The organism is Paracidovorax konjaci (assembly GCF_900112675.1).
GTDB lineage: Bacteria > Pseudomonadota > Gammaproteobacteria > Burkholderiales > Burkholderiaceae_C > Paracidovorax > Paracidovorax konjaci.
On sequence record NZ_FOMQ01000001.1, the window covers coordinates 453,035 to 478,869 of the forward strand.

28 protein-coding genes are annotated in these 25,835 nt (G+C 68.3%); 13 read left to right on the plus strand and 15 right to left on the minus strand.

Going from position 1 to position 25,835, the window contains the following annotated elements:
* Positions 1-20: 20 nt before the first annotated feature.
* Both BM144_RS01970 and BM144_RS01975 read right to left on the minus strand, forming a co-directional pair.
* Positions 21-929, minus strand: a complete 909-nt coding sequence (locus BM144_RS01970) for an AEC family transporter (RefSeq protein ID WP_092949253.1) — start codon at positions 927-929, stop codon at positions 21-23.
* Between the two features lie 90 nt (positions 930-1,019).
* Positions 1,020-1,931, minus strand: coding sequence for a LysR family transcriptional regulator (locus tag BM144_RS01975; RefSeq protein ID WP_092949255.1), 912 nt, complete (start codon positions 1,929-1,931; stop codon positions 1,020-1,022).
* A 106-nt stretch (positions 1,932-2,037) separates the two neighbouring features.
* Between BM144_RS01975 and pyrB the strand changes: the two genes are divergently transcribed.
* From pyrB to BM144_RS02000, 5 genes are all read left to right on the plus strand, one after another.
* The gene (pyrB, locus tag BM144_RS01980; protein ID WP_245783483.1) at positions 2,038-3,111 is read left to right on the plus strand and encodes an aspartate carbamoyltransferase; all 1,074 of its coding nucleotides are present in this window, start codon (positions 2,038-2,040) and stop codon (positions 3,109-3,111) included.
* Positions 3,105-3,869: a sulfite exporter TauE/SafE family protein gene (locus BM144_RS01985; protein WP_092949257.1), complete on the plus strand. Its 765-nt coding sequence runs from the start codon at positions 3,105-3,107 to the stop codon at positions 3,867-3,869. Before pyrB ends, BM144_RS01985 begins: the two co-directional genes overlap by 7 nt.
* A 187-nt stretch (positions 3,870-4,056) precedes the next feature.
* A complete protein-coding gene (locus tag BM144_RS01990) occupies positions 4,057-5,019 on the plus strand; it encodes a tripartite tricarboxylate transporter substrate binding protein BugE (RefSeq protein WP_092949259.1) in 963 nt (320 codons plus the stop codon).
* Positions 5,020-5,113: 94 nt separating this feature from the next.
* Positions 5,114-6,025: a site-specific tyrosine recombinase XerD gene (gene xerD / locus BM144_RS01995; RefSeq protein WP_092949261.1), complete on the plus strand. Its 912-nt coding sequence runs from the start codon at positions 5,114-5,116 to the stop codon at positions 6,023-6,025.
* A 158-nt stretch (positions 6,026-6,183) separates the two neighbouring features.
* Positions 6,184-7,197, plus strand: coding sequence for a Bug family tripartite tricarboxylate transporter substrate binding protein (locus tag BM144_RS02000; protein ID WP_092949263.1), 1,014 nt, complete (start codon positions 6,184-6,186; stop codon positions 7,195-7,197).
* A 93-nt stretch (positions 7,198-7,290) separates the two neighbouring features.
* Here the strand turns inward: BM144_RS02000 and BM144_RS02005 are convergent, their stop codons facing one another.
* The 3 genes from BM144_RS02005 to BM144_RS02015 form a co-directional block, all read right to left on the minus strand.
* Positions 7,291-8,583: an EAL and HDOD domain-containing protein gene (locus BM144_RS02005; RefSeq protein WP_092949265.1), complete on the minus strand. Its 1,293-nt coding sequence runs from the start codon at positions 8,581-8,583 to the stop codon at positions 7,291-7,293.
* Positions 8,584-8,689: 106 nt separating this feature from the next.
* Positions 8,690-9,964, minus strand: a complete 1,275-nt coding sequence (locus tag BM144_RS02010) for an EAL and HDOD domain-containing protein (protein WP_092949267.1) — start codon at positions 9,962-9,964, stop codon at positions 8,690-8,692.
* 89 nt (positions 9,965-10,053) lie between these two features.
* Positions 10,054-10,854 carry a ferritin-like domain-containing protein gene (locus tag BM144_RS02015; RefSeq protein ID WP_092949269.1) on the minus strand — a complete coding sequence of 267 codons (801 nt, stop codon included), beginning with the start codon at positions 10,852-10,854 and terminating at the stop codon, positions 10,054-10,056.
* 89 nt (positions 10,855-10,943) lie between these two features.
* Here BM144_RS02015 and BM144_RS02020 point away from each other — a divergent pair, with 89 nt between their 5' ends.
* Together BM144_RS02020 and hslO are read left to right on the plus strand one after the other, a co-directional pair.
* A complete protein-coding gene (locus BM144_RS02020; protein ID WP_092949271.1) occupies positions 10,944-11,468 on the plus strand; it encodes a gamma carbonic anhydrase family protein in 525 nt (174 codons plus the stop codon).
* A 53-nt stretch (positions 11,469-11,521) separates the two neighbouring features.
* On the plus strand, positions 11,522-12,514 hold the full coding sequence (hslO, locus tag BM144_RS02025; protein ID WP_092949273.1) for an Hsp33 family molecular chaperone HslO: 993 nt from the start codon (positions 11,522-11,524) through the stop codon (positions 12,512-12,514).
* A gap of 51 nt (positions 12,515-12,565) precedes the next feature.
* Here hslO and BM144_RS02030 read toward each other — a convergent pair whose 3' ends face one another.
* From BM144_RS02030 to pyrG, 7 genes are all read right to left on the minus strand, one after another.
* Positions 12,566-13,138, minus strand: a complete 573-nt coding sequence (locus BM144_RS02030; RefSeq protein WP_092949275.1) for a hypothetical protein — start codon at positions 13,136-13,138, stop codon at positions 12,566-12,568.
* 68 nt (positions 13,139-13,206) lie between these two features.
* Positions 13,207-13,485, minus strand: a complete 279-nt coding sequence (locus BM144_RS02035) for a septum formation initiator family protein (RefSeq protein ID WP_092949277.1) — start codon at positions 13,483-13,485, stop codon at positions 13,207-13,209.
* A 197-nt stretch (positions 13,486-13,682) separates the two neighbouring features.
* The gene (gene eno, locus BM144_RS02040) at positions 13,683-14,969 is read right to left on the minus strand and encodes a phosphopyruvate hydratase (RefSeq protein WP_092949279.1); all 1,287 of its coding nucleotides are present in this window, start codon (positions 14,967-14,969) and stop codon (positions 13,683-13,685) included.
* Positions 14,970-14,996: 27 nt separating this feature from the next.
* On the minus strand, positions 14,997-15,296 hold the full coding sequence (locus BM144_RS02045; protein ID WP_092949281.1) for a hypothetical protein: 300 nt from the start codon (positions 15,294-15,296) through the stop codon (positions 14,997-14,999).
* 70 nt (positions 15,297-15,366) lie between these two features.
* Complete coding sequence (locus tag BM144_RS02050) at positions 15,367-15,657, minus strand: DUF1330 domain-containing protein (RefSeq protein WP_092949283.1); 291 nt, start codon at positions 15,655-15,657, stop codon at positions 15,367-15,369.
* Positions 15,658-15,664: 7 nt separating this feature from the next.
* On the minus strand, positions 15,665-16,522 hold the full coding sequence (gene kdsA, locus BM144_RS02055; RefSeq protein WP_092949285.1) for a 3-deoxy-8-phosphooctulonate synthase: 858 nt from the start codon (positions 16,520-16,522) through the stop codon (positions 15,665-15,667).
* A gap of 36 nt (positions 16,523-16,558) precedes the next feature.
* The gene (pyrG, locus tag BM144_RS02060) at positions 16,559-18,229 is read right to left on the minus strand and encodes a CTP synthase (protein WP_092949287.1); all 1,671 of its coding nucleotides are present in this window, start codon (positions 18,227-18,229) and stop codon (positions 16,559-16,561) included.
* 112 nt (positions 18,230-18,341) lie between these two features.
* Here pyrG and coaBC point away from each other — a divergent pair, with 112 nt between their 5' ends.
* From coaBC to BM144_RS02075, 3 genes are all read left to right on the plus strand, one after another.
* The gene (gene coaBC, locus BM144_RS02065) at positions 18,342-19,562 is read left to right on the plus strand and encodes a bifunctional phosphopantothenoylcysteine decarboxylase/phosphopantothenate--cysteine ligase CoaBC (RefSeq protein ID WP_092949289.1); all 1,221 of its coding nucleotides are present in this window, start codon (positions 18,342-18,344) and stop codon (positions 19,560-19,562) included.
* Positions 19,563-19,627: 65 nt separating this feature from the next.
* Positions 19,628-20,074, plus strand: coding sequence for a dUTP diphosphatase (gene dut, locus BM144_RS02070; RefSeq protein WP_092949291.1), 447 nt, complete (start codon positions 19,628-19,630; stop codon positions 20,072-20,074).
* A gap of 141 nt (positions 20,075-20,215) precedes the next feature.
* A complete protein-coding gene (locus tag BM144_RS02075) occupies positions 20,216-20,716 on the plus strand; it encodes an outer membrane lipoprotein (RefSeq protein ID WP_092949556.1) in 501 nt (166 codons plus the stop codon).
* Positions 20,717-20,840: 124 nt separating this feature from the next.
* Here BM144_RS02075 and BM144_RS02080 read toward each other — a convergent pair whose 3' ends face one another.
* Positions 20,841-21,365, minus strand: coding sequence for an FKBP-type peptidyl-prolyl cis-trans isomerase (locus BM144_RS02080; RefSeq protein ID WP_092949293.1), 525 nt, complete (start codon positions 21,363-21,365; stop codon positions 20,841-20,843).
* Positions 21,366-21,428: 63 nt separating this feature from the next.
* On the opposite strand from BM144_RS02080, the gene BM144_RS02085 reads away from it, so the two are divergent.
* The 3 genes from BM144_RS02085 to BM144_RS02095 all read left to right on the plus strand — a co-directional run bounded on the left by BM144_RS02085 (position 21,429) and on the right by BM144_RS02095 (position 23,598).
* The gene (locus BM144_RS02085) at positions 21,429-22,556 is read left to right on the plus strand and encodes a cupin domain-containing protein (protein ID WP_092949295.1); all 1,128 of its coding nucleotides are present in this window, start codon (positions 21,429-21,431) and stop codon (positions 22,554-22,556) included.
* 60 nt (positions 22,557-22,616) lie between these two features.
* A complete protein-coding gene (locus tag BM144_RS02090; RefSeq protein ID WP_092949297.1) occupies positions 22,617-23,138 on the plus strand; it encodes a hypothetical protein in 522 nt (173 codons plus the stop codon).
* Between the two features lie 172 nt (positions 23,139-23,310).
* The gene (locus tag BM144_RS02095) at positions 23,311-23,598 is read left to right on the plus strand and encodes a hypothetical protein (protein WP_092949299.1); all 288 of its coding nucleotides are present in this window, start codon (positions 23,311-23,313) and stop codon (positions 23,596-23,598) included.
* 300 nt (positions 23,599-23,898) lie between these two features.
* Here the strand turns inward: BM144_RS02095 and BM144_RS02100 are convergent, their stop codons facing one another.
* A complete protein-coding gene (locus BM144_RS02100) occupies positions 23,899-24,678 on the minus strand; it encodes an MBL fold metallo-hydrolase (RefSeq protein WP_092949301.1) in 780 nt (259 codons plus the stop codon).
* Between the two features lie 28 nt (positions 24,679-24,706).
* Entirely contained in the window at positions 24,707-25,795 is a 1,089-nt protein-coding gene (bamC, locus tag BM144_RS02105; protein ID WP_092949303.1) for an NlpB/DapX family lipoprotein, read from the minus strand.
* Between the last annotated feature and the right edge of the window lie 40 nt (positions 25,796-25,835).

Consider the following 25,835-nt stretch of genomic DNA (forward strand, 5'->3'; position numbering starts at 1 on the left):
TAGCAATCGGAGTTCGTGCCTCAGGGCCGCAGCACGCCGAGCGCGAAGGGCAGGCTCAGCACGCCGAGCACGGTGGAGAGCGTCACCAGACCCGCGACATAGGGGCCGTTGTAGCCCATGCGCGCGGCCAGCACGTAGCAGGTAGACGCCGTGGGCAGCGCCGAGAACGCCATCAGCACCGTGGTCTGCACGGTGTCGAGCCCGAACCAGCGCGCCATCAGGAAGGCCACCAGCGGCTGCACCAGGTGGCGGATCGCCAGCACCGAGACCGACAGCAGCTTGCTGCGCGTGAGCAGCCCCAGCTGCATGCCCGCGCCCGCCGACATGAGCCCCAGCGCGATCGATGCGGCGCCGACCCGGTTCACCGAAGGCTCCATCCAAGCGGGGATGCGGAAACCCAGCAGGTTGGCGACCAGGCCCGAGGCCGTGGCGATGATCAGCGGGTTGCGCGCGAGTTCTTTCAGGAAGCCGTGGCTGCCCGCGCGCGCCATCGGCCACACGGCCGCGATGTTGAAGAGCGGCACGCACACGCCGATCAGCACCGCGATCAGCAGCAGCCCCTGCGCACCCGCCAGCCGCTCTGCCAGCGCCAGCCCGATGAACGAATTGAAGCGGAACGCCACCTGCGCGCTGGCCGCATGGTCACGCTCGTCGAGCCGCCCCGCCAGGCCCGGGATGCGGGGCAGCAGATAGGCCAGCGCGATGCCGCACAGGCCCGTGAGCACGCCCGCCGCGATCAGCCCCGAAGCCTCGCCCACCTGGATGGGGCTCTTCACGATGGACTGGAACAGCAGCACCGGGAACAGCAGGTAGTACACGAGGCTCTCGACCGGCTGCCAGATCGACCGGTTGAGCGGGGTGTATCGGCACACCAGGTAGCCGAAGAGGATGAGCGAGAAATCGGGAAAGAGCAGCTGGGCGTAGTTCACGGACGCAGGATACCCGGCGCCCCGTGCGGGCAGGCGCCGCCGTCCGGAATCCGCCGTCCGCGGGCCTGGCTTCGGGGCCGGGCCCGCCGGTCAGTCCTTGGCCTTGAGGACCTTGGCGCCGTCGACGATGGCTTCGAGCACCTTCTTCAGCCCGCGGTTCACGGGCTTGTCCTGGCGCAGGATGATGGCCAGCGTGCGCTTGAGGCGCGGGCGCAGGGGCCGCATGTCCAGATCCTTGTGCTTGCCCGCCCCGGTCACGGCCATGCGGGGCAGCACCGCGCAGCCCAGGCCCGCAGCCACCATCGCCTTGATGGCCTCGACGCTGTCGAATTCCATCGCGGGAGTGCCCAGCGGGCCGCCGCCCTGGCGCAGCCAGTCGTCCACCAGCGTGCGCGTGGTGGTGCCGGTGCCCAGTTTCACCAGCGGCTGCTCGCTCAGCATCTCGGCGGTCACCGTCGCGGGCCAGTCGCAGGTGCCCTTGCGGCAGATGGCGACGAAATCGTCCTCCAGCACCGGCGTGGCGGCCAGCGCGCGGGACGTGACCGGCAGCGTGACGAGGGCCACATCGACGATGTTGCCTTCGATCTGCCGCACGTAGTCTTCCGTGTTGCCGGTGCTCACCACGATCTGCAGCGAGGGATAGCGCTTGCGCAGATCGCGCAACACCGCCGGCAGGAAGTAGAGGCAGGGCGTGAGCCCCGTGCCGAGGCGCACCGTGCCCGACACGCCTGCCGCATGGAAGGTCGCAGCGCTGACCGCGTTGGCCACGGCCGTCGCCACGTGCGGCACCTGTGCCAGCAGATCGGCCCCCGCAGGCGTGGCGCTCACGCGCCGGCCCACCCGTTCCACCAGCCGCACGGACAGCGAGCGTTCCAGCTTCTTGACTTGCACACTGACGGCCGGCTGTGTCAATCCCAATCGCTCGGCCGCCGCTGAAAAACTCCCCAGCTCGAGCACCAGCGAGAAGGTGCGGAGCTGCTCTAGATCGATGGTTGTATCCAAGATATTTTTTATGGTTCGTATAAGAAATAAAACCTTCTCTTATGGAAGAGCCGGCGGGAAGATTGAAGTAGAAAGTCAGTCCGTCCGCACAACAAGTTTGTTTCCAGTGTTGCAGTGCCATCGATCCTCGCCCGTTGACGGGCTTCCACGCGCCCCGTCCTTCCGCACGGCTACCCAGAATCTGCTGTCCATCGACGGCTGGCCCCGCACCGACATCGAGAGCCTGCTCGGCATGGCCGAGGACATCCGCCGGTATCCCGGCGAGTTCGCCTACAGCCTGGCCGGCACGCTGGTGTGCACCGTGTTCTTCGAGCCCAGCACCCGCACCCGCCTGAGCTTCGAGGCGGCGGCGCACCGCCTTGGAGCCCGCGTGCTGAGCGTGGGCGACATCCAGACCACGCGCGTGGGCCTCGGCGAGAGCGTCACCGACACCCTTCGGATGGCCGGCTACTACGCGGACCTCGTGGTGGCCCGCCACGCCGAGGACGGCATGATGGAGCGCATGGCCGCCGCCGTGGACGTGCCGCTGATCAACGCGGGCGAGGGCCAGGGCAGCCACCCCACGCAGACGCTCATCGACCTGTTCACCATGCGCAAGCATTTCGGCGGCCTCGACGGCCTGCGCGTGGGCATCGCCGGCGGGGTGCGCTACTCGCGTGCAGCCAAGTCGCTGTTCGCGGGATTGCGCGCATTCCGCGATGTCCGCCTCCATGTGGTCGATGCCGTGGGCGATGCCGACGCCGACGCCGCCGCGGCACCGATGCCTGCGCTCTCCCAACTGGCCGGTGCCGACGTGCAGGAACACGCCTGCGTGGCCGACATGCTGGGGCAGGTGGATGTGCTGTACGTGGTGCGGGTCCAGCGCGAGCAGTACCGCGAACCATCGACGTATGAACAGCAGCTGCGCCGCTGCCGCGTGACCCGCGACCTGCTGCGCGGCGGCCGGCGCGACATGGCGGTGCTGCACTGCCTGCCGCGCGGGGAAGAACTGCCGGAGGAGGTCGACGAGACCCCGTTCAATCACTACTTCCGCCAGGCCGCCAACGGGGTGGCCGTGCGCATGGCGGTCCTGCAGCGCTACCTGGGCCGCTCCCGCCTGTCCACGGCCGCCCTCATGGGGCAGAGCCTGTGCGTGGACATCGCACCGACGCAACCGGCCAAGCCGTCGCTCGCATGGTGATGCTCTGGAGCGCCGCGCTGGCGGGATTGGGGGGCATCGTCGGCATCGTCGCCGTCACGGTGGGCGGCGGCGTCACGCTGGGTGTGCCTTTGCTGCTGCTCATGGGGCAGCCGGCAGCCACGGCGATCGCGACCGTCAAGTTCGCGCTCATCGGCTCCTTCGTCACGGGCGCGCTGGCCCACCGCCAGGGACAGCGATCGCATGTCGAGGTGCCCTGGATCCTGTGGCCGCTGTGCGTGGTGGGCTCCGTCTCGGGATCGCTGATGGTCACCGGCATGGACGAGCGGCTCCTGAAGATCATGGTGGTGGCGCTGATGGCCGTGGTGCTGTGGATCACCTACCGCACCGACCTGTCCGCCGCGCCGGTCATGCCGGCGCAGGCCCGGCCACGCATCTCGTGGACGGGCGTGGCCACGGTGTTCGCGCTGTGCGTCTATTCCGGCTTCTTCGGCGCGGGCTTCGGCACCTTCCTGATCTTTGCGCTGATGCACTTCTTCGGCCTCAATTTCGCGCAGAGTGCCTCGGTGATGACGCGCATCAACCTGCTGGTGGTGGGCGCTTCCGTCAGCACGTTCGCGAGCAGCGGGGTCATCGATTTCAAGCTGGGCATTCCGCTCATGCTGGGCTGTGCCGTGGGTGGCGTGATGGGTGCATGGACGGCGAAGACCCTGCCGCCTCCGCGCATGAAGGCGGTCTTCCTGGTGTTCACCATCCTGCTGGGCACCAAGCTGTTGTGGGACGCCATGGCCCTTGCATGAGACCGGGCGCGCCCCGAGAACGCTACCGCCGAGTCGCAGGGGAGCGGGCCATTTCCAGTCAAGGTGACGCAGCATGCAATGGGTGCGGGAAATCCCTCATCCAGGGAGGGGGCTGCATGGAACGATGTCGGCGCATCAACGCTTAGGATGCGCTGACGTTGTTTTCATGCAGTTACAAGGAGAATTCATGCACCGCCGAAATTGGGTTGGACTCGTCCTCTTCGCCACTGCGGGCTGCGCCTGGGCCCAGGCCTATCCTTCGAAGCCGGTCAAGCTGGTGGTGCCTTTCGCACCGGGCGGCACCACGGACATCATTGCGCGGGTCATCGCCGACCCGCTGTCGCGTGCCATCGGGCAACCGGTGATCGTCGAAAACAAGGCGGGTGGCGGCGGCATCATCGGTGCCGCGGAGACGGCGAAGGCCACGCCGGACGGTTATTCGCTCGGGATCGCCACGGTATCGACCACCGCCGCCAATCCGGCCATCAACCCGCGCACGCCCTACAACCCGCTGACCGACTTCACGCCGATCATCAACATCGCCGCGACGCCGAACATCATCGCAGTGCACCCCAACTTCCCCGCCAAGGACTACAAAAGCTTCTTCGCGGAAATCAAGAAGGTGCCGGGCAAATATTCGTATTCGACCTCCGGCACGGGCGGCATCGGGCACCTGCAGATGGAGCTCTACAAGAGCCTCACCAACACCTTCGTCACGCACATTCCCTATCGCGGCGCGGGCCCGGCGCTCAACGACACCGTGGCGGGGCAGGTGCCGATGATCTTCGACAACCTGCCGTCGGCGCTGCCTTTCATCAAGGAGAACCGCCTGGTGCCGATCGTCGTGGCGGCGCCTCAGCGTGTGGCCGCCCTGCCGAACGTGCCGACCTTCAAGGAGATCGGGCTGGAGCCGGTGAACCGCATGGCCTACTACGGCATCCTGGGACCCAAGGGCCTGCCGAAGGACGTTGTGGACAAGATCAACGCGGGCGTGCGCAAGGCCCTGGAAGACCCCGCCGTGCGCAAGCGCATCGAGGACACCGGCTCGCTCATCGTGGCCAATACGCCCGAGCAGTTCACCGAGCAGATCAAGGCCGAGTTCGAGGTCTATAAGGGCGTCGTGCAAAAGCAGAAGCTCGTGCTCGACTGAGCGCCCCGATTCCCGATCGCAGTGCACCGGGCCACGGCGGGCCACCGCCGTGGCCTTTTCCATGGGCGGTCCGGCCGCGTGCTAACGTCGCGCCATGACCCTTTCGCAAGCCAGCCAGGACGCCATCGACGCCTTCATCGATGCCGTGTGGCTGGAGGACGGCCTCTCCCGCAATACGCTGGCGGCCTATCGCCGCGACCTGTCGCTCTATGCAGCGTGGCTGCAGGAGCACATGCCCGGCACCGCGGGCGCTCTCGACGCGACGGCGGAGCACCACCTGCAGGCCTATTTCGCCGCCCGCCATGCGGTCACCCGCGCCACGTCGGCGAACCGGCGCCTGACGGTGCTGCGGCGCTATTTCCAGTGGTCCCTGCGCGAACGCCGCATCGCCGCCGATCCGACCGTGCGGCTGCAGGCGGCCAGGCAACCGCTGCGGGTGCCCAAGACCTTGTCGGCCGCCCAGGTCGAAGCCCTGCTGCACGCTCCCGACACCGGCACGCCGCTGGGCTTGCGCGATCGGGCGATGCTCGAACTGATGTATGCCAGCGGCCTGCGCGTGACGGAACTGGTCACGCTCAAGACCTACCACGCGGCGCTGTCCGAAGGGGTGCTGCGCGTGATGGGCAAGGGCAGCAAGGAGCGGCTGGTGCCGTTCGGCGAGGTGGCGGCGGAATGGCTGCAGCGGTATCTGTCGCAAGCGCGTGCGGAGATCCTCGCGGGCCAGCAGACCGACGATCTGTTCGTCACGCGGCGCGGCGCGGGCATGACCCGCGCGATGTTCTGGGTGGTCGTGAAAAAGCACGCGCAGGGCGCCGGCATCACCGTGCCGCTCTCGCCGCACACGCTGCGGCACGCCTTCGCCACCCACCTGCTCAACCATGGGGCGGACCTGCGCGTGGTGCAGTTGCTGCTGGGGCATGCGGACATCTCCACCACCACGATCTACACCCACGTGGCGCGCGAGCGGCTCAAAGCCCTGCATGCTCAGCACCATCCGCGCGGTTGAGCCGGTCAGCCGGCGGTCGGGCGGGCAGGGGCGGCGCAGGGCACTCCCACGCGGAATCCTCCGAAACCGCAGCCCGCATCACATGCCGTGCGGCCATCGCGGACGATGGGCACGCACAATCGCTCCATCGTGGTCTTTCTCTGGAAACGGTGGTTGTGATGATTGAATCGTTATCGCGCAGGCGCATGCTGTCGCTGTGCGCATCGGCCGGCCTGGCCGCCGCTGCGGGAGCTTCTTCCCAAGCCCGGGCGCAAGCCTCCGCCGCGCAGTGGCCCGCAGGGTCCAAGCCCGTGCGCATCGTCGTGGCCTACCCGGCCGGCGGCGTGAGCGATGTCGTGGCGCGCGCGCTGGCCGACAAGCTCTCCACGCAACTGGGCACGCCGGTGGTCGTGGAGAACAAGGCGGGCGCGGGAGGTGCCATCGCCATGGACATGGTCGCCAAGGCGCCGGCCGATGGCTACACGCTCGGTTTCTCCTCGATCAGCCCGCTGGTGCTGAGCCCCCATCTGGGCAAGCTGCCATTCGACCCCGTGCGCGACATCGCTCCGGTGGCGAGCGTGATGGTCTCGCCCGTGCTGCTGCTGGCGACGCCCGCCTGCGATGCCAAAGATTTCGCGGCCCTCATCGCACAGGCCAAGGCGAGGCCGGGCGAGGTGCGCTGGGCGACGTCGGGGCTCGCTTCGCTGGGCCACATCATGCTGGAGCAGATCCAGCAGGGGACGCAGGCGCGCATCACGCACGTGCCCTACAAGGGCGGCGGGCAGCAGCTCAACGATGCGCTCAGCGGGCAATTCGAGATCCTGTCCACCAACGCCGGGCCTGCGGTCATGCAGCACATCCAGGCCGGCAAGCTGCGCGCGCTGGCCGTGGGGGCGCCGGGCCGGCTCGAAGCGTTGGCGGCGGTGCCTACGCTGGCCGAGCTGGGCCTGCCGGCCGCGAACCTGAGTTCGCAATTCGGCCTGTTCGCGCCCGCCCGGACGCCGGCGGCGGTGCTGGAACGGCTGAATGCCGAGACCCGCAAGGCGCTGGACCAGCAGGACCTGCGCGCCAGATTGGCCGCCACGGACAACGTGCCCACGGGCGGGACGGCGGCCGACTTCGCCCGGCAGATCGCGCAGGAGTCGCAGGGCAACGCGCGCGTGATCCGCGCAGCGAACATCCAGATGAATTGAGCGGGCAGCGGCCGGGCCCCCGTGGCCCGGCAGGGCGCCGCGCCGGCATGCACAAGCGCGGCGGCGCTGCCCGCCTCGACGGCCCGGCAGCGGTTATTCGCCGAGGCTTTCGGCCCAGGTGAGGGCCTGCAGATGCGCCCAGTTGACCTGGCGGTTCGACAGGTGGAGCGCTTCGGCGGCGCGGGCGAAGGCCACTTCGTCGCCGCTCTCGCAGGCCTTGGTGAGGTCGAGGAACGGTGCGAAAACGCCCGTGTTGTGCAGCAGCGCATCGACCACCGGCTGGGGCAGGGCCACCGATTCCAGGGCCTTTTCGAGGGGCACGCCGAGCATGGTGTCCAGCAGCGAGAACACGCCCACCACGAAGGCGTTGTCGCACTCCTCGGGCGGCAGCAGTTCGGCCGCCAGCAACTCCATGAGGCGCCCGCGCACCACCGCCGTCTGGCCCACGGCCGGGGGCGATCCGCCGGCCCGCGACGTGGTCATCAGCAGCGCCGCCCAGCGGAAGAGCTTCTTGAGGCCCAGGATCATCACCGCGTGGCGGAACGAAGTGACCTCGCACGACAGGCCGAAGCCCGACGAATTGATGAAGCGCAGCAGGTTGAAGGACAGTGTGGGGTCCTTCTTGAGCAGCTCCTCGATCTCCGCCGTGCTGGCCTGTTTGCGCACCAGGTTGATGAGCTGGATGATCGTGGCCTGCGACGGCCGGATGGTCTGCGCCTTCACCAGTGCCGGCTTGGCGAACCAGAAACCCTGGAACAGCTTCACGCCGAGTGCAGACATGCGTTCGTGCTGCTCGGCCGTTTCGACCTTTTCGGCGACCAGCGTGGCCTGGCTGTTGGCCCGCGCGAACTTCACGAGCGGCTCGGCCAGTTCGGGGCGGAATGCCTGCATGTCGAGCTTGACGAACGAGGCCATGCGCAGCCAGCTGCCGTAGTTGCGCCGCAGCACGTTCTGGCTGAACGCCAGCCGGAAACCCCGCGTGCGCAGGCCTTCGAGCGTGGACAGGCGGCCTTCGATCTCCTCGAGGGTGGCCGTGTCGGCCAGCGTGGGCACTTCCAGCACCACCTTCTCAGGGTGGATGAGTTCCAGGTGGCCGCCCGCGAGGCTCTCGTGCGTGCAGTTGATGAAGACGGTCTTCTTGCCCACCAGCGCCTCGGTGCCGGCGTAGGAGAGGGCGTTGAAGAGCAGGGCCGCGTCGCTGGCGGCCGTGTGCGCGTCGGAGGCGGTGGAGCGGTCGAACAGCTCGTAGCCGAAGACGGCGCGGTGTTCGTCCACGATGGCCTGGCGCGCGATGATGGACAGGTTGCCATCGTCTGCCGCGGGGTCGGCTCCGTCCTGGGGTTGGGTCGGCTCGAAAGCCGGTGCATTTTCGTTATTGCTCGACATGGGCGTGAAGAGAATGAAAGACCGGAGCGAAGATGCCCTTTTCAAGCCTCCCACCTTACCACCAAGGAGGCCCTCCGTGCGCCAGCGGAGCGCGGTTGCCGCGCCGTCAGTCCGTCAGCTGGTCGGCCCAGGCCAGCGCCTGCAGGTGGGCCCAGTTGATCTGCTGGCTGGTGAGGTGCAGCGTGGTCGCGGCCTGGTCGAACAGCGCGTCGTCGCTCGATTCGCAGGCCTCGGCGAGGCGCAGCAGCTCGCCGAGCACGCCCTCGCGTCGCAGCAGGGCGTCGGCCACGGGCTCGGGAACGTGCAGCAGCCCGATGGCCGATTCGATCGGCATGCTGAGCATGACGTCCAGCATCGAGAAGATGCCCACCACGAAGGCCTGGTCGGCGTCGTCCTGCGAGAGGGTCTCGAGCGCCAGCAGTTCCATGAGGCGGCCGCGCACCACCGCCGTGTGGCCCACCGATGCCGGAATGCCGCCGATGCGCGAGGCCGTGAGCAGCAGTGCCGCCCAGCGGAACAGCTTCTTGAGCCCCATCAGCATCACCGCCTGGCGGAACGAGGTGATCTCGCGTGCCAGACCGAATCCCGACGAGTTGATGAGGCGCATCAGGTTGAAGGCCAGCCCTGCATCCTTCTTGAGCACTTCCTCGATCTCGTCCGTGCTGGCCTGCTGCCGCACCAGGTTGATGAGCTGCAGGATGCTGGACTGCGAGGGCGTGAGCAACCGGGCCTCGACCACGGCGGGGCGCGAGAACCAGAAGCCCTGGAAGAGCTGCACGCCCATGCTCGATGCCATGTCGTACTGCTGGGCGCTCTCGACCTTCTCGGCGATCAGCTCCGCCTTGGTATGGCGGCCTGCGTACTTGATGAGCACGGCGAGCTGGTCGGGCGCCAGCAGCGAGAGGTCGAGCTTGATGTAGTCGGCGAGCGGCAGCCAGGGGGCGTAGGCCGATTCGAGCACCGTGTGGTTGAACGCGAGGTGGAAACCGCGCTCGCGCAGGGCCTGCAGGATCGGCAGCCGCGTGCTCACCTCGGCCGCAGCCGAATGGCCCAGGGGCGGAATCTCCAGCACGACCTTGTCCGGGTCCACCAGTTCGAGGTGGCCGCCGGCCAGGCTTTCGTGCGTGCAGTTCACGAAGATGAGCTTCTTGCCCACCAGCTCTTCGGTGCCCGCGTGCGAGAGGGCCGTGAATACCAGGAACACGTCCGTGGCGGCCGTGTGCGCCACGCCCGCGCGCGAGCGGTTGAACAGCTCGTAGCCGATCACGGAATGCTGGCCGTTCACGATCGCCTGGCGGGCGATCATGGCGCCCGACGGGCCGGCGCCGGGGGCTGTGCTGGCGGGGCTCTGGGGGGTGAGGGTAGGTGGGTTGGAAGGCATGCCGGATCCGTCGACGGAAGCCACCTCGCGGCATGCGAGGGAGTCCGGGCCATTGTAGAAAATTCCCCATGCCCCCGATAGCGATCCCCTCATTCGGCCTGCAGCCAGCGCAGTTCGGCCTCGCTGAAGCCTGCGGCACGCCGCGCCGCTGCGTTGAACGGGGGTTTCAGGCGCGGGGCTTCGTAGCGCTGCACGAGGTCGCCGTAGTAGCTCTCCGGGTCGTGCCCGCCGCGCTCGCACAGCCAGCGGTACCAGTGGTTGCCGATGGCCACATGGCCGACCTCCTCGCGCAGGATCACGTCCAGGATGGCCACGGCCGCCAGCGCGTCGGGGGTGCCCACCTGGGTGAGCTTGCGCTGGATCAGCGGCGTTGCGTCCAGCCCACGCGCTTCCAGCGTGCGCGGCACCAACGCCATGCGCGCCACGATGTCGTGGGCGGTTTTCTCGCACATGGTCCACAGGCCCTGGTGCGCCGGGAAGTCGCCGTAGTCGTGGCCCGTGCCGCGCAGGTGTTCGCGCAGCATTCGGAAGTGGGAGGCTTCCTCGGCGGCGACGCGCATCCAGTCGCGGTAATAGGCGTCCGGCATGCCGCTGAAGCGCCAGACGGCATCGAGCGCCAGGTTGATGGCGTTGAACTCGATGTGGGCGATGGCATGCAGCAGCACGGCACGGCCGAGCGGCGTGGCCGGCGAGCGCCGCGCCACCGCGGTGTGGTGCCGCAGTTCGGGGCGGTCAGGGCGGCCCGGCAGCCCTGGCGGGGCGGGGGGCGGCGGGGCGTGCGCGGCCAGGGGCAGGCCTTCGGCGGCGGCATGCAGCGCGAGCGTCCGCGCGGCCTTTTCTTCGGGATCGGTGAGGCACAGGGCCTGCAGGGCGCATTGGCGAAGCTCCATACCTACAATTCTAGTTTTCCGCCCCCAGATGCAGTCCGGGGCGGCAGACAAACGGTGGGCCGTGGTCCGCCCCGACCGGAGACGACACGATGGCGCTTTACGAACTCGACGGTACAACCCCCCGCGTGGCCGAATCGGCCTGGGTGGCGGACAGTGCCGAAGTGATGGGCAACGTGGTGCTGGGCGAGGATGCCAGCATCTGGTTCGGCGCGGTGCTGCGCGGCGACAACGAGACGCTGTCGATCGGTGCCGGCACCAATGTGCAGGACGGCAGCGTGCTGCATTCCGACCTGGGCCAGCCGCTCGTGCTCGGCGAGCGCGTGACGGTGGGCCACAAGGTCGTGCTGCACGGCTGTACGGTCGGCGACGAATCGCTGATCGGCATTGGCGCGGTGGTGCTCAATGGTGCGAAGATCGGCCGGCACTGCCTCGTGGGCGCCGGCGCGCTGGTGACGGAAGGCAAGGAGTTCCCGGACGGCTCGATGATCCTCGGCAGTCCGGCCAAGGCGGTGCGGCAGCTCACGCCGGAACAAATCGAGGGCCTGCGCAAGAGCGCGCAGACCTATATCGCCAATGCCCGGCGCTTCCGGGCGGGGCTGCACCGCACGGGCTGAACGGGCCCGGCGCAAGACAGCCCATTGATCGCAGATTGCAGAAAGATTCCAGGGTGTCAGAACTCCACAAGTTCCTCTTCGATGGCCTGCCGGTGCGCGGCATGATCGTCCGCCTCACGGACGCCTGGACCGAGATCCTCGCGCGCCGCGCCGGCAACACGTCCACGGGCGCCTACCCACCCGAGGTGCGCGAACTGCTGGGCGAGATGGCCGCGGCGGGCGTGCTCATGCAGTCCAACATCAAATTCAACGGTGCGCTGGTGCTGCAGGTGTTCGGCGACGGCCCGGTGAAACTGGCCGTGGCGGAGGTGCAGTCCGACCTGGCGCTGCGGGCCACGGCCTCCATCCAGGGCGAGGTGCCGGTGGGCGCGCGCCTGCCCGACATGGTGAACGTGGGTGGCGGCGGCCGCTGCGCGATCACGCTCGATCCGAAGGACCGCCTGCCGGGCCAGCAGCCCTACCAGGGCGTGGTGCCGCTGCACGGCGACCAGCACGAGAAGCTCGACAAGCTCAGCGACGTGCTGCAGCACTACATGCTGCAGTCCGAGCAGCTCGACACGACGCTGGTGCTGGCGGCCGACGACAAGGTGGCGGCAGGCCTGCTGATCCAGCGCATGCCCATCAAGGGCGAGGCCAACCTGGCCGGCCGGGAGATGAGCCAGAGCGAGAACGAGGACGAGATCGGCCGCAACGAGGACTACAACCGCATCTCCACGCTGGCGGCCAGCCTGACCCGCGAAGAGCTGCTGTCGCTGGACGTCGACACCGTGCTGCACCGCCTCTTCTGGGAAGAAAAGCTGCTGCGCTTCGTGCCCAAGGAAGGGGCGGACGGCCCGCGCTTCGCCTGCACCTGCAGCCGCGAGCGCGTGAGTTCCATGCTGCGCAGCCTGGGCGCCGAAGAGGCCGAAAGCATCATCGCCGAACGTGGCGAGATCGAGGTGGCCTGCGAATACTGCGGCCAGCAATACCGCTTCGACCCCGTGGACGCCGCGCAGATCTTCACCAACGCCGCGGAGCTGCTGCCGGGCACCAAGGCCGTCCAGTAGTGGGACCTTGGCGGATGGCCGCCCCGGCGCGGGGCGGAGTGGGGACCTTGTTCACTCCCCCGGCCGGGCGAGCAACCGCTGGAACAGCCGGTGCTCGCACTCCGGATCGCTGCATTTGCCGCATTCCCACACGGGTGCCTCTGTGGCATGGGAGTGAAAAGTGCCTCGTGCCGCCGGATCCATTGAATTGTTTGCTATGTTTTTAATAGCATTGCGATGGTCTGTCGGTGCTTCTGCCGCCCCCAGCAGCCGCAGGGCCTGCCGCAGCCGGGCGGGGGCGGGGCCATAGAACACCTGGTAGGGCCAGCCTGTCGTCTGCAACAAGGCGCGCAGCGCGGCGTCGTGCCGCTCTGCGGTTGCGCGGCCGTCCGCAGGCAGGCCGTCCAGGCCCATCAGCCAGGCCTGCGTGCATCCGCTGGCCTGCAGGACCTGCCGGGCCGCTGCTGCCTCCGGGCCTCCGAAAGGCGGGGCCAGAAGCATGGCCGCCTGCCGGAGGTTCTGCGGCAGCGCCGCGTGCGTGCGCAGTGCATCGACGAGCGTCCCGGCACCCGTGCCGGGAGCGCCCAGCACCGCGATGCGAAGGGGGCGGGCGGCGGCCTCTGGCGTGGCGGGGCGCGAAGGCATCGGGGCAGGGGGTGTCTGGCTCCGCGCGAAGGCGGGAGGGTTGGGGGCGCTGCAGCGGCCGTTGCCGGTCAGCGCGGCGCCACGTGGACGTAGACCTCGTTGGGCTTGACCATGCCCAGTTCGCTGCGGGCCTTTTCCTCGACCATGTCGAGGCCGTCGCGCAGGTCGCTCACTTCCGAGGACAGCCGCTCGTTTTCCTGCCGCGCGCGGTCGTTCGCCTGCTTCTGCGCGGAGATCTTGTCTTTCATCTCCTGCACGTGGCCCACGCTGCCGCGGCCCGTCCAGAGCTGAGCCTGCACGGCCACCAGCAGAAGCAGCAGCACCAAGGGGACGATACGGGGATTCATGGAGCGCAGGTGCCGCGAAAGCGTGGATCGGAGAAGAGGGGGCCGGCCTGCGGGCCGCATCGGCTGCACGCCCGCGGCCCGCAGGCCGCCCGGCGTGCCGCCGGATACCGGTGGCCAGCAGGGGCTTGCGTGTCGCGGGCGGACATGGTGCGGTGCAGGAGGCCGGTGTCCGGATCGGGCCGGACTTCAGCCCGGCATCAGCGCAGGTTGTAGAACGCTTCGCGGCCGGGGTAGTGCGCGATGTCGCCCAGGTCTTCCTCGATGCGCAGCAGTTGGTTGTACTTGGCGACGCGGTCCGAGCGGCTCAGCGAGCCGGTCTTGATCTGGCCCGCGTTGGTGCCCACGGCGATGTCGGCGATGGTGGAGTCTTCCGTCTCGCCCGAGCGGTGCGAGATCACGGCCGTGTAGCCGGCGCGCTTGGCCATCTCGATGGCGGCGAAGGTTTCGGTCAGCGTGCCGATCTGGTTGATCTTGATGAGGATCGAGTTGGCGATGCGCTTGTCGATGCCTTCCTTCAGGATCTTGGTGTTGGTGACGAACAGGTCGTCGCCCACCAGCTGGACCTTCTCGCCCAGGCGCTCGGTCAGGTGCTTCCAGCCGTCCCAGTCGCCTTCGGCCATGCCGTCCTCGATGGAGATGATCGGGTACTTGTCCACCCAGGCGGCGAGCATGTCGGTCCATTGCTGGGGCGTGAGCTGGATGCCGCCTTCGCCTTCGAGCACGTACTTGCCGTCCTTGAAGAACTCGCTGGCCGCGCAATCCAGGCCCAGGGCGATCTGGTCGCCGGCCGTGTAGCCCGCCTGGTCGATGGCCTGCAGGATCAGCTGGATGGCCGCCTCGTGGTTCTCGACGCTGGGCGCGAAGCCGCCTTCGTCACCCACGGCGGTGCTCATGCCCTTGTCGTTGATGATCTTCTTGAGCGCATGGAACACCTCGGCGCCCCAGCGGACGGCTTCGCGGAAGCTCGGCGCGCCCACGGGGATGATCATGAATTCCTGCAGGTCCAGGCTATTGTTGGCATGTGCGCCGCCGTTGATGACGTTCATCATCGGCACCGGCAACTGCATGCCACCCATGCCGCCCAGGTAGCGGTACAGCGGCAGGCCGGATTCTTCCGCCGCGGCGCGGGCCACGGCCATGGAGACGGCCAGCATCGCGTTGGCGCCCAGGCGGCTCTTGTTGTCCGTGCCGTCGAGGTCGATCAGGGTCTTGTCGAGGAAGGCCTGCTCGGAAGCGTCCAGGCCCAGTACGGCTTCGGAAATCTCGGTGTTGATGTGCTCCACGGCCTTCAACACGCCCTTGCCGAGGTAGCGGCCCTTGTCGCCGTCGCGCAGCTCGATGGCTTCGCGGCTGCCGGTGGACGCGCCCGACGGCACGGCCGCGCGGCCCATCACGCCCGATTCCAGCAGAACGTCGCACTCGACGGTGGGGTTGCCGCGGCTGTCCAGCACTTCGCGGCCGACGATATCAACGATGGCACTCATTACAGGTTCTCCAGTTGCTTGGTATTTTCAGAAAAAGGAATTTGCACTGAAGCCGTAGGCCACGGCCAGCGCGGCCGACAGCCCGCCGGATGCCAGTGTCCAGGTCCAGATCAGGGGGGACGGCCATTGCTCGACCCGTCCGAGCAGTGCTGGCCTGCGCGCCAGCAGCACAGGCAATGCCACCAGAAACGAAGACGCGAGGAGCAGGACGCAGAACAGACCGATGCGCTCGATTCCCGAGAGCAGGGTGAAATTCGACGCAAAAAACAGGAAGGCGGCCAGAGGCAGCCAGCACAGAAACTCCAGCAGGGTTCCCGGGAACCCCATGCCGTGCCGCAGGACCGCCGTGGGTGTCGCTCGCGGCCACCATCGGGGGGCTCGGCGGTATGTTCAACCCTCAGACCCCTTCGACGCACACCATCCGCATCACCGCCGCGCCGGTGCGGGCGGCCTTGGCCTGCTGGTATTCGGCCGAGTCGTAGAAGGCGCGCGCCGCGTCCATCGAGGGGAACTTCAGCACCACGGTGCGGGCCGGGTTCCAGTCGCCTTCCAGCACCTCGACGCGGCCGCCGCGCACGCACACTTCGGCGCCGTGGGCCTGCATGGCCTGCGTGCTGAGGCGGCGGTACTCCTCGTACTGCTCGGGGTTGGTGACGGTGACGGACGCGATGATGTAGGCGCTGCTCATGGGTGTCTCAAGCTCCGAAGTTGTTTTCGAGAAAGCCGTTCCGCTTGGTGACGGAATCCAGGGCGACCAGGGTTTCGAGCAGGGCCTTCATGTGCTGCAGCGGCACGGCGTTGGGGCCGTCCGATAAGGCCTTGCTCGGATCGGGGTGCGTTTCCATGAAAAGGCCGGCCACGCCCACGGCCACGGCCGCGCGCGCCAGCACGGGCACCATCTCGCGCTGTCCGCCGCTGCTGGTGCCCTGCCCGCCGGGCAGCTGCACGCTGTGCGTGGCGTCGAACACCACCGGCGCGCCGGTCTCGCGCATGATGGCCAGGCCACGCATGTCGGAGACGAGGTTGTTGTAGCCGAAGCTCGCACCGCGCTCGCAGGCCATGAAGCTGTCTTCCGGCAGGCCCGCATCGCGCGCGGCGGCGCGGGCCTTGTCGATGACGTTCTTCATGTCGTGGGGCGCGAGGAACTGCCCCTTCTTGATGTTCACCGGCTTGCCCGATTGGGCCACGGCGCGGATGAAGTCGGTCTGGCGGCACAGGAAGGCCGGCGTCTGCAGCACGTCGACCACCTTCGCGGCCTCGGTGATGTCTTCCTCGGTGTGCACGTCGGTGAGCACGGGCACGCCCAGTTCACGCCGGATCTTGGCCAGGATCTCCAGGCCCTTTTCTCGGCCCGGGCCCCGGAAGCTGGTGCCCGAGGAACGGTTGGCCTTGTCGAAGCTGCTCTTGAAGATGAAGGGCACGCCCAGTGCCGCCGCTGTTTCCTTGAGCCGGCCGGCCACGTCCATCTGCAGTTGCTCGGACTCGATGACGCACGGGCCCGCGATGAGGAAGAAGGGGTGTTCGAGGCCGACGTCGAAGCCGCAGAGTTTCATGGCTTTGCCTTGTGTCTGGTGGATGCCGCCGCCGCTTCAGGCAGCGGCCAGGGCGGGCTGGCGGCTCTTCTGGTGTTCCACGGCCGCCTTGATGAAAGCGTTGAAGAGCGGATGGCCGTCCCAGGGCGTGGACTTGAACTCGGGGTGGAACTGCACGCCGATGAACCACGGATGCACGTCGCGCGGCAACTCGACGATCTCGGTGAGCTGCTCGCGCTGCGTGAGCGCGGAGATCACGAGACCGGCGCGGCGCAACTGGTCGAGGTAGTTCACGTTGGCTTCGTAGCGGTGGCGGTGGCGCTCCGTCACGATGTTGCCGTAGATCTCGTGCGCCAGCGTGCCGGCCGCCACGTCGGAACTCTGCGCGCCCAGGCGCATGGTGCCGCCCAGGTCGGAGGTCTCGTTGCGCGTCTGGATGGTGCCGTCGGCATCCTTCCATTCGGTGATGAGCGCGATCACGGGGTGCGGCGTGCCAGGCTCGAATTCAGTGCTGTTGGCGTCCTTCAGGCCCGCCACGTGCCGCGCGTACTCGATGGTGGCGACCTGCATGCCCAGGCAGATGCCGAGGTAGGGCACCTTTTGCTCGCGTGCGAAGCGCGCGGTGCAGATCTTGCCTTCCACGCCGCGTGCGCCGAAGCCGCCGGGCACGAGGATGGCGTCGTACTTGGCGAGCTTCTCGGCCGCATCGCCCGGGGCGATGGTTTCGGAGTCCACGTGTTCGATCTTCACGCGCACATGGTTCTTCATGCCCGCGTGGCGCAACGCCTCGTTCACCGACTTGTAGCTGTCGGAGAGATCGACGTACTTGCCCACCATGGCGATGGTCACCTCGCCCTGGGGGTGCTCGGTTTCATAGACCAACTGGTCCCAGCGCCGGAGGATCGTGGGCGGGGTGTTCAGGCGCAGCTTGTCGCAGATGAGGCCGTCCAGGCCCTGCTCGTGGAGCATGCGCGGCACCTTGTAGATGGTGTCCACGTCCCACATGCTGATCACGCCCCATTCGGGCACGTTGGTGAACAGCGAGATCTTGCCGCGCTCCTCCTCGGGAATGCGGCGGTCTGCGCGGCAGAGCAGGGCGTCCGGCTGGATGCCGATCTCGCGCAGCTTCTGGACCGTGTGCTGCGTGGGCTTGGTCTTGAGTTCGCCCGCCGCGGCGATGAACGGCAGATAGGTGAGGTGAACGAACGCGGAATTGTTCGGGCCCATGCGCAGGCTCATCTGGCGTACGGCTTCCAGGAAGGGCAGGGACTCGATGTCGCCCACGGTGCCGCCGATCTCGACGATCGCCACGTCCACGGCGTCATCGGTGCCGATGCCCGCACCGCGCTTGACGTATTCCTGGATCTCGTTGGTGACGTGCGGGATCACCTGCACGGTCTTGCCGAGGTAGTCGCCGCGGCGTTCCTTCTCCAGCACGGACTGGTAGATGCGGCCCGTGGTGAAGTTGTTGGTCTTCTTCATGCGCGTTTCGATGAAACGCTCGTAGTGGCCCAGGTCGAGATCGGTCTCGGCCCCGTCGTCGGTCACGAAGACCTCGCCATGCTGGAAGGGAGACATGGTGCCCGGATCCACGTTGATGTACGGATCGAGCTTGATGAGGGTGACTTTGAGACCGCGCGATTCGAGGATCGCAGCAAGGGAGGCTGAGGCGATTCCCTTGCCCAGGGAAGACACCACACCGCCGGTGACGAAGACAAATTTGGTCATGTCATTTTTTGGTGGTGGGAAATCGGGATTATAGAGGCCGGCCCATGCCTGCCCGGCGTGGCCGAGCCCTAGCCCCTGCCTGGCCTCGGGGTGTCTGCTAAATTGCGCGCCCATGAACGAACTGGCCGGCAAACACATCCTCTTGGGCCTCTCGGGCGGCGTCGCCTGCTACAAATCGGCCGAGCTGGCCCGCCTGCTGTCGAAGGCCGGCGCCACCGTGCAGGTGGTCATGACCGAAGCCGCGGAACGCTTCATCACGCCCGTCACGATGCAGGCGCTGACGGGCCGCACGGTCTACACCTCGCAGTGGGACGCGCGCGAGCCCAACAACATGCCGCACATCAACCTGGGGCGCGAGGCCGATGCCATCCTGATCGCGCCATGCAGCGCCGATTTCATCGCGCGGCTGGTGCAGGGCCGCTCCGACGAACTGCTCAGCCTGTTGTGCCTGGCGCGCCCCGCGCAGCGGGTGCCGCTGCTGCTGGCGCCCGCCATGAACCGCGAGATGTGGGCACACCCCGCCACGCAGCGCAATCTTGCGCAGGCCGCGGCCGATGGCGCCGTGGTGCTGGGCGTGGGTTCGGGCGACCAGGCCTGCGGAGAGACCGGCGACGGGCGCATGCTGGAGCCCGCCGAGCTCTTGGAAGACCTGGTGGCGTTCTTCGCGCCCAAGCCGCTCGCCGGCCAGCGCGTGCTGGTCACGGCCGGGCCCACGTTCGAGGCGATCGACCCGGTGCGCGGCATCACCAACCTGTCCAGCGGCAAGATGGGATTCGCCATAGCGCGGGCCGCACGCGAGGCGGGCGCCGCCGTGGACCTCGTGGTCGGCCCCGTGCACCTGGCCACGCCGCGCGGCGTGCGCCGCGTGGACGTGCGCTCGGCGCGCGAGATGCTGGAAGCCGCGGCCACGCTGGCCCAGCAGGCCACCGTTTTCGTGGCGACGGCGGCCGTGGCCGACTGGCGCCCCGCAGAGGCGGCCACGCGCAAGATCAAGAAGGACGGCAGCGGAGCGGTGCCCGCGCTGGCCTTCGTCGAGAACCCCGACATCCTGGCCACCATCGCAGCCTCGGGCCGCGCGCGCAGCGGGGCCTTGTATTGCGTGGGCTTCGCCGCCGAGAGCGACAACCTGCTGGATCATGCAACGGCTAAGCGCGTGCGCAAGGGCGTGCCGCTGCTGGTGGGCAACATCGGTCCCGACACCTTCGGCCAGGACGACAATGCGCTGATGCTCGTGGATGCCGAAGGGCACCGCATGCTCCCGCGCGCCACCAAGCGCGAGCTGGCGCGGCAACTCATGGCGGACATCGCGCAGCGGCTGGCCGCCGGGTCCTGAAGGCCCGCCCTGCGGCGTGCCCAGCGCCCTGCGTTGCGCGCCCGCATCACCAATTGAAAGCTCTTGTGAAAATCGACGTCAAGATTCTGGACCCGCGCATGGCGCGGCAACTGCCCGCTTACGCCACGCCCGGCAGCGCGGGGCTCGACCTGCGTGCCTGCCTGGACGAGCCGCTCACGCTCGCGCCCAATGCCTGGCAACTGGTGCCCACGGGTATCGCGATCTACCTCCAGGACCCCGGCTACGCTGCGCTGATCTTGCCGCGCTCCGGACTGGGCCACAAGCACGGCATCGTGCTGGGCAACCTCGTCGGGCTCATCGACAGCGACTACCAGGGCCAGCTGATGGTGAGCGCGTGGAACCGCAGCAGCGAAGCCTTCACGCTGCAGCCGATGGACCGCCTGGCGCAGCTCGTCATCGTGCCGGTCGTGCAGGCGCAGTTCAACGTGGTGGATGAGTTTCCGGCGTCCGAGCGCGGGGAGAATGGTTACGGTTCGACCGGCAAGGTGTAGGTATCGTCCTATCCGCCCGTGGCGATGGTGCCTACGGGGGGCACGGCCATCGCCCGGCGACGTGTGCCATCGGCCCCATGCTTCAATGGATCGCATGGCGGGGCCGGGGCCTTGCCCATATTCCGCAAGAAGGAGTCGAACATGAAGAAGTTTTCCCGTACCACCGCAGTGGCCGTGACCGTGGCGCTGGCAGGCGCACTCGCCGCCTGCGCAGACCAGCCGCGCTACGGATCGCAGTACCCGGCGCAGTCCACCTACCCGACCACCAATGCGGGCTACCCCGCTCCGGCACCGGCAGGCATGGAATACGGTACGGTCTCCAACATCGAAACCCTGCAGGCCCGCAGCGGCACGAGCGGTGTGGGTGCCGTGGCCGGCGCGGTTCTCGGCGGCGTGCTGGGCAACCAGGTGGGCAAGGGCAGCGGTCGTGCTGCCGCCACCGTGATCGGCGCCGTGGGCGGCGGCGTGGTGGGCAACCAGGTCGAGGGACGTACCGGCAACAACGACGGACGGGTCGAGGGTTATCGCATCACGGTGCAGCTCGACCAGGGCGGCCAGCGTGCCTTTGATGTCAGCTCGCCCGGCGATCTGCGTCCCGGCGACCGCGTGCGCCTGAACGGCGGGCAGATTTCCCGCATGTGATGCGCGGCGGACGGTGCGGCGTTTCGCCCATCGCTCCGATCGCAACCGAGGGGCCTTCGGGCCCCTTTTGCATTGGTGGGCAACTGTGCCGCCCGCTCCCGTGCCGCGAGCGTGGCGGCGTGGGTCAGTGCAGCAGCGGTTCGCCGCTGTCCGGCGCCTGGATGCGGAAAAAGCCCGTGCCCGCCGTCCCGCGTCCGATCTCTTCCTCGGTGGCTTCGCGCACGCCCTGCACGGTGAGGTGCAACCGCAGCGCGATGCCCGCGAGAGGATGGTTGGCGTCGAGCACCACGTGCTCGGGGTAGATCTGCGCCACGGTGTAGAGCAGGTCGCGCGGTGCTTCGGGGTTGGTGCCTTCGGGCAGGGCGCTGCCTTCGAAGGTCATCCCTTCCTCGATGTCTTCAGGAAAGCGATCGCGCGGTTCTAGGAACAGCAGCTTGTCCTGGTAGTCGCCGAAGGCCTCTTCGGGTTCGAGGTGCAGCGAGAGCGCGGCGCCCGCGGAGTGGCCCTGCAGGGCCTCCTCGATGCGGGCGAGCAGGTCGTCGCCACCGACGAGGAATTCCACGGGCTCGTCGAGCACATCGAGTTCCTCGCCCAATGTGTCTTTCAAGATCCAGGTCAAAGCGACCACGCATTGTTGGTTGATTTCCATAGGAGAATTGTCGCAGTTCATCACCGGCCGGCCGCGCCCCGTGCGTCGGCACGCTTTCTCTCCATGCCAGCCCATACCCCCCTCGCCCTGCTGGGCGGACTCACTCCCGCGCAGTTCATGCGCCGCCACTGGCAGAAAAAGCCCCTGCTGGTGCGCCAGGCCATTCCTTCCTTCGCGCCGCCCGTGGGGCGTGCCGAACTGTTCGCCCTGGCCGCGCAGGAGTCGGTGGAGTCCCGCCTCGTTCAGCAGAAAAAGGGCATGTGGAGCCTGCGGCACGGCCCTTTCGCGCGCCGTGCGCTGCCCCCGATGACCACGCCCGACTGGACGCTGCTGGTGCAGGGCGTGGATCTGCACGATGACGCGGTGCATGCGCTGCTGCAGCAGTTCCGCTTCGTTCCCCAGGCCCGGCTGGACGATCTCATGATCAGCTATGCCTCCGACGGCGGCGGCGTGGGGCCGCATTTCGACAGCTACGACGTCTTCCTGCTGCAGGCCCATGGCCGCCGTCGCTGGCGCATCGGCCGCCAGAAGGACCTGTCGCTCAAGAACGGTATTCCGCTCAAGATCCTCGATCGCTTCGAGCCCGAGCAGGAGTTCGTGCTGGAGCCCGGCGACATGCTCTACCTGCCTCCACGCTACGCACACGACGGCATCGCCGAGGGCGAGTGCATGACGTATTCCGTCGGGTTCCGCTCTCCGTCGCGGACCGGGCTGGCCCAGGACCTGCTCACGCGGCTGGCCGACGGCGCGGATGACGATGAGGATGCGCCGCCGCAGCTCTACCGCGATCCGTCGCAAGGTGCGGTGGACCATCCGGGTGAAATGCCGCCAGCCCTGCTGGAGTTCGCCCGGGATGCCCTGGCGCGCGCACTGGCCGAGCCGCTGGCCGTCGAGCGGGCGGTGGGCGAGAGCTTCACCGAGCCCAAGCCCAATGTCTGGTTCGAGCCGGGCGACGCGGGGGATGTGGCGCAAGGCGTGCGGCTCGACCGCCGCACGCGCATGATGTACGACGCACGCCATGTGTTCATCAATGGCGAGAGCTATCTGGCCGGCGGGCGCGATGCCACGCTGATGCGCCGGCTGGCCGACCAGCGCGCGCTGACCGCGCGCGAACTGGCCCGTGCCAGTTGCGATGCGCTCGACCTCTTGGGCTCATGGTGCGAATCCGGATGGGTGCACGCGGGCGCCTGAACGCCTGGCGCAGAGCCACCGGAAATCCGCGGCGCTGCCGCTGAACATGGGAGTTTTCGCATGGACGTTTCCGATGGCCTGGCCGGCTCCGCACCCGCACCGCTGCCCCATGGCCGCTTCGAGGGGCGCAGCGCATTCGCCGCTGGTGTGCGCGCGGCGCTGGCCTGCGCTGCGCGCGAAGGATGGCAGGAACTGGTGCTCTGCGATTTCGATTTCCACGACTGGCCGCTCGGCGAGCGCGAGGTGGAGGCCTCGCTGCAGGCCTGGGCGGGGCGGGGCCGCAGGCTGACGCTGCTGGCCGCGGGCTACGACGAAGTGGTCCGCCGCCACGCCCGTTTCGTGCAATGGCGCACCACCTGGGATCACATCGTTCAGTGCCGCAAGGCCCCGGTCACGGACCGGCTGGAGCTGCCCAGCGTACTGTGGTCGGACCGCTGGGTGCTGCAGCGGCTCGATCCGCAACGCTGCACGGGCGTGGCGGGCAGCGAACCCGAGCGCCGGCTGCTGGTGCGCGAGGCGCTGGACGAATGGCTGCTGCGCCGCAGCGCGCCGGCCTTCCCGGCCACGACCCTCGGGCTGTGATGTGACACTGCCGCCCGTCAGTGTTAGTCAGTATTGACGCAATCTCCCTATAATTTGCGGTTGATGTCAAAAGCGCCATGGGGCGCACCACAAGAGGCCAACGCGCATCGCTGAAAGAGGGCGGCGTCGCGGCAAATTTCAAGATCCGTCTGTCCAATAGGAAAAAACCGAAATGAAGAACTCTCTCGTTCTGGCTGCCCTGGTCGCGTCCGTCGCTCTCGCCGCTTGCGGCAAGAAGGAAGAAGCACCTGCGCCTGCACCGGCACCCGTCGAAGCACCGGCTCCCGCACCTGCTCCGGTGCCGGCTCCTGCAGAAGCTCCCGCTTCCGACGCATCGGCTGCCGCTGGCGCCGTGGTGGCTCCCGCCACCGAAGCTTCGGCTCCTGCCAGCGACGCCGCCAAGGCTGCTGCCGATGCCGCAGCCGCTGCCGCCGCTGGTGGCGCATCCGCTGCCAAGTAAGCCCTTCGCCCGCTCATCCTCGCCGCTGGGCCACCAGCCTGCGGCAGGGATGCCGGCAAAAGCCCCGTATCGCAAGGTCGGGGCTTTTTTTATGCGCCGTCGCGGGCGCGGCTGCGGAGGGGGCAGGATGCCGAGCCACCCTGCACGGTGTGCCGGCACGCGCGGGTGGGCGAAGGACTTCTGGCAGGGCGGCCGTGGCGGATCGATGGGTCTCCTGCCGCGCGCCGCGCCGGTGGGGCGGTACCCCTATGTACATGCGCAGGCGCACCAGGCGCACGGATGCCCCGGTCGCTTCAGGCGTCAGGCGCCGGAAATCCAGTCCGTGCCGGTGCGCGGGTCCGCCACGTCGATCTGCTCCGGCTGCCAGCCGATCGCTTGCGAGAGCGCCGCGCGCGCCAGGTCCGGGTGGTTGTTCTGCAGGCTCAGGTGGGCCGCGGCCACGCGGCGCAGGCCGCCGTGGTGCACGGCCCGCAGTATCTCGGCGGCCACGTGATTGCCCAGGTGGCCATAGGCACCGCCGATGCGCCGCTTGAGGAAAGCCGGGTAGGGCGACACCGAGAGCATTTCGCGGTCGTGGTTGGTCTCCAGCATCAGCGCGTGGCAATCGCGCAGGTGGGCCAGCACGTGCTCGGTGGCATGGCCCAGGTCGGTGAGCAGGCCGATGTGCGTGGCCCCGTCGCTGCAGCGCAGGTGCAGGGGTTCGCGCGCATCGTGCGGCACGGTGAAAGGGCGTGCCTCGAAGGCGCCGAGGTCGATCGCTTCGCCATCGGCGGCCAGGCGCAGCAGGCCGTCGAGGTCGGGCGCGCCGATCGCGGCATGCGTGCCGTGGCTCATCCAGGTCGGAATGCGGTGGCGCAGCGCGATCTTCTGCATGCAGCCCACGTGGTCGGAGTGCTCGTGCGTGATGAAGATCGCGTCGATGTCGCCAATGGCCAAGCCCGCGTCGCCGAGGCGTCCGGCAAGCTGCCGCGGGCCGAGGCCGCAATCGATGAGCAGGCGGCGCACCTGCGTGCCGCTGCGCCCCTCCACGACCGTGGCGTTGCCCGAACTGCCGCTGCCCAGGTTCTTGAAACGCAGCACGCGGTCCGGGGTCCTTCGGTGCAGCCGGTTACTTGAGGTCGTCGGTCAGCACGCGGACGATGCGTTCCGCGTTGGCCGACGACTCGGGCGCACCCGCGGCGTTGAGCACCGAGACCGTGCTCTTGTTGTCCACGCTGCGCACCTGGATGCGGTACTTGACCGGCGCCGACGCGTCGTTCGAGCGGCCCAGCAGCTTGCCGAAGAAGCCGGGGTCCTTCTTCTCGGTGGGCTCCACGTAGCGCACGAAGTACACGCCCTGGGCGCGGTCGCGGTCCTCGACGGTGAAGCCCGTGCGGTCGAGCGCCAGACCCACGCGGCGCCATGCGCGGTCGAAGTTCTCTTCCAGCTCCACCACCGGGGCATTGCCCACGCGGCCGGCGCGGGCCGAGGGCAGCGGCTGCACCGGGGCGGCCGCCACGGCGCGGGACTGCTCTTCGCTCACGCCGAGCTTGACCATCAGGCGGCGCAGGAATTCGGTCTCGAGTTCGGGATCGACGGGGCGGGGCTGCCAGACCGTGTTGTCCTTCTGGCTGGAAGTGTAGACCTCGATCATGCCGCGGTGGCTGATGAAGATCTCGGTGCCGCCGTTGGCGCCGCGCTCCAGGCGCGTGCGGAACTTGTCGCGCTCGCCGGTCGAATAGGCCGATTCGAACAGCTTGCCGATCGTGGAGCGGATGATGTCCTGCGGCAGCTTGGCGCGGTTCTCGGCCCAGTCGGTTTCCATGATGCCGAGGTTGGGCTGGTCCTGGACCAGCACGAAGCCGTTCTCGTTCCAGAAGTCGCGCACGGGCTCCCAGAGTGCGTCGGCCGGGCGGCTCACGACCAGCCAGCGCTGGTTGCCGTCGCGTTCGATGCGCACGTCGCCCAGCGACTTGGTGGCGGCGTTGACCGCGCCGGGCGCCTTCTGCGCCTGGCCCGCCTGGAAGGCGGCCGCGGACACCACGCCGCCCTGCACGGCATAGCGCGAATCGCGCGAGAGCTGGGTCAGGTCGGGGGGCACCTCCAGCGTCACGCCCTTGGTGGCGCTCTTGTAGTCGATCTTGTCGCTCTCCAGGACGGAGCAGGCGGACAGGGCCATGGCAAGGCCCAGCAGGCCCAGGCGGTTGATAGCGTTCACGCGAAAAATCCTTTGCGGTGTCTCTGGAAGCAGGCGGGTG

Excerpts from the sequence above, each read along its gene's own strand:
- BM144_RS02085 (WP_092949295.1), top strand. The coding sequence starts at position 21,429 with ATGCCAGCCCATACCCCCCTCGCCCTGCTGGGCGGACTCACTCCCGCG.
- BM144_RS01990 (WP_092949259.1), top strand. The coding sequence starts at position 4,057 with ATGCACCGCCGAAATTGGGTTGGACTCGTCCTCTTCGCCACTGCGGGC.
- BM144_RS02080 (WP_092949293.1), bottom strand. The coding sequence starts at position 21,365 with ATGGAAATCAACCAACAATGCGTGGTCGCTTTGACCTGGATCTTGAAA.
- BM144_RS02010 (WP_092949267.1), bottom strand. The coding sequence starts at position 9,964 with ATGCCTTCCAACCCACCTACCCTCACCCCCCAGAGCCCCGCCAGCACA.
- BM144_RS02090 (WP_092949297.1), top strand. The coding sequence starts at position 22,617 with ATGGACGTTTCCGATGGCCTGGCCGGCTCCGCACCCGCACCGCTGCCC.
- BM144_RS02095 (WP_092949299.1), top strand. The coding sequence starts at position 23,311 with ATGAAGAACTCTCTCGTTCTGGCTGCCCTGGTCGCGTCCGTCGCTCTC.
- BM144_RS02005 (WP_092949265.1), bottom strand. The coding sequence starts at position 8,583 with ATGTCGAGCAATAACGAAAATGCACCGGCTTTCGAGCCGACCCAACCC.
- coaBC (WP_092949289.1), top strand. The coding sequence starts at position 18,342 with ATGAACGAACTGGCCGGCAAACACATCCTCTTGGGCCTCTCGGGCGGC.
- pyrG (WP_092949287.1), bottom strand. The coding sequence starts at position 18,229 with ATGACCAAATTTGTCTTCGTCACCGGCGGTGTGGTGTCTTCCCTGGGC.
- BM144_RS02050 (WP_092949283.1), bottom strand. The coding sequence starts at position 15,657 with ATGAGCAGCGCCTACATCATCGCGTCCGTCACCGTCACCAACCCCGAG.
- BM144_RS01985 (WP_092949257.1), top strand. The coding sequence starts at position 3,105 with ATGGTGATGCTCTGGAGCGCCGCGCTGGCGGGATTGGGGGGCATCGTC.
- BM144_RS02045 (WP_092949281.1), bottom strand. The coding sequence starts at position 15,296 with ATGGGGTTCCCGGGAACCCTGCTGGAGTTTCTGTGCTGGCTGCCTCTG.
- BM144_RS02035 (WP_092949277.1), bottom strand. The coding sequence starts at position 13,485 with ATGAATCCCCGTATCGTCCCCTTGGTGCTGCTGCTTCTGCTGGTGGCC.
- BM144_RS02020 (WP_092949271.1), top strand. The coding sequence starts at position 10,944 with ATGGCGCTTTACGAACTCGACGGTACAACCCCCCGCGTGGCCGAATCG.
- xerD (WP_092949261.1), top strand. The coding sequence starts at position 5,114 with ATGACCCTTTCGCAAGCCAGCCAGGACGCCATCGACGCCTTCATCGAT.
- BM144_RS02030 (WP_092949275.1), bottom strand. The coding sequence starts at position 13,138 with ATGCCTTCGCGCCCCGCCACGCCAGAGGCCGCCGCCCGCCCCCTTCGC.
- BM144_RS02000 (WP_092949263.1), top strand. The coding sequence starts at position 6,184 with ATGATTGAATCGTTATCGCGCAGGCGCATGCTGTCGCTGTGCGCATCG.
- eno (WP_092949279.1), bottom strand. The coding sequence starts at position 14,969 with ATGAGTGCCATCGTTGATATCGTCGGCCGCGAAGTGCTGGACAGCCGC.
- BM144_RS02075 (WP_092949556.1), top strand. The coding sequence starts at position 20,216 with ATGAAGAAGTTTTCCCGTACCACCGCAGTGGCCGTGACCGTGGCGCTG.
- kdsA (WP_092949285.1), bottom strand. The coding sequence starts at position 16,522 with ATGAAACTCTGCGGCTTCGACGTCGGCCTCGAACACCCCTTCTTCCTC.
- BM144_RS02015 (WP_092949269.1), bottom strand. The coding sequence starts at position 10,854 with ATGGAGCTTCGCCAATGCGCCCTGCAGGCCCTGTGCCTCACCGATCCC.